This is a genomic window from Streptomyces sp. URMC 126 (assembly GCF_051386555.1).
Lineage (GTDB): Bacteria > Actinomycetota > Actinomycetes > Streptomycetales > Streptomycetaceae > Streptomyces.
On record NZ_JBPQTX010000595.1, the window covers coordinates 1 to 1,516 of the forward strand.

At 74.8% G+C, this 1,516-nt stretch carries 1 protein-coding gene; it reads right to left on the bottom strand.

The annotated features are described in order from the left end of the window. A partial coding sequence (locus ACSNOK_RS32985; protein ID WP_436784466.1) for a protein kinase domain-containing protein occupies positions 1-1,492 on the bottom strand: 1,492 nt, incomplete at its 3' end. Positions 1,493-1,516 lie beyond the last annotated feature (24 nt).

The following is a 1,516-nucleotide window of genomic DNA, read 5'->3' on the forward strand; positions in this document are numbered from 1 at the left end:
GCGTGGGGCCGGCGGAGGGGGCGGTCGCGGTGGTGCGTGACGGACCGGCGGCGCCGGTGGCCGCGTCGGTGGAGAGGAGTGCTCCCGAGCCGATGGACAGCCGGGGGTCGGCGCCCGGGACGCGCGCCGGAGCGACGGTCCGGCGGGCCGTTCCCCCTCTCGTCTCCCGGCCGTCCCTGCCGCCCGCCGCGCCCGTCCCATCGCTCCACGAGACCGTCCAGGCGCCGGTCAGCACGGCGGAGGGGTCGGGCGGGAGGGCCGTGGCGCCGGTGCCGGCGGCCTTGGAGCCGGTGGTCATGTTCCGCGCCCAGGCCGGGAGCCGGGACGGCGGTTCGGACAGGCGACGCGGGTCGCCGCCGGGGCGCGGCAGCCCCTCCGCGTGCAGTCCGGTGGCGGAACCGCCGCCGAGGTGGGAGGGATGGGCGGGGTCGGTGGTGGGATCGGGGTCGGTGTGAGCCGCGCTGCCGGGATGAGCCTGGACGCCTCCGTAGGCGGCACTGCCGGTGTACGCGGCACTGCCGGTGTATGCCGTATCGCCGGTATACGGCATGCCGCCGGTGTGGGGAACGCGCGCGCCGTACGGCGGCGTGCCGTCGGCGTACGGCGCCCCACCGGCGTAAGGGGCGCCGCCCGGGTGCGTTCCGGGCCGGGCTCCGGTCAGCCGCCTGACGAGTTCCGCCGCGTCGTCGGGGCGGTCGCCGGGCTCCTTGGCGAGCAGGTCGAGGACGGCGTCCTCGAACGCCCGCGGCAGCTCCGGGCGCAGGTCGCGCGGGGGCCGGGGCGGGGTGTCGCGGTGGCCGACGAGCACGGCCCAGGCGTCGTCCATGTCGAACGGCGGCGTGCCGGTGGCGATCTCGTACAGCACACAGCCGAGGGAGTACAGGTCGCTGCGGTGGTCGACGCTCCCCCCGCCGATCTGTTCCGGCGACATGTAGTGGGGCGTGCCCATGGCGATGCCGGTTCCGGTGAGCCGGGCGGTGAAGCCGATGTCGTGTCCGAGGCGCGCTATGCCGAAGTCGCATATCTTCACCGTGCCGTCGGTCAGCCGCATGATGTTGGCCGGCTTGAGGTCGCGGTGGACGATGCCCTGGCGGTGGGTGTACGCGAGGGCGGCGCCGACCTGTTCGGCGATGTCGACGACCTCGGGGACGGGGAGCGGGTGCTGCTTGTTGTCCTCCAGGAGCTGGCTGAGGTTGCGCCCGTCGAGCAGTTCCATCACCAGGTAGAGGACTCCGTCGCTCTCGCCGAAGTCGTGTACGACGGTGATGCCGCGGTGTTGCAGCGACGCGGCGACGCGGGCCTCACGGCGGAAGCGCTCGCGGAGCACCCGGAGGTAGGAGGGTTCGTGCCGGGGGCCCAGCGGTTTGAGGCACTTGACGGCCACGTGCCGGCCCAGGGACTCGTCGCGGGCGCGCCACACCTCTCCCATGCCGCCCCGCCCGATCCGGTCGAGCAGCTCGTACCGGCCTTGGATCAGCCTGGTCTCCGCCATCCCCGCCCCGCCGCCCCCGTCGAT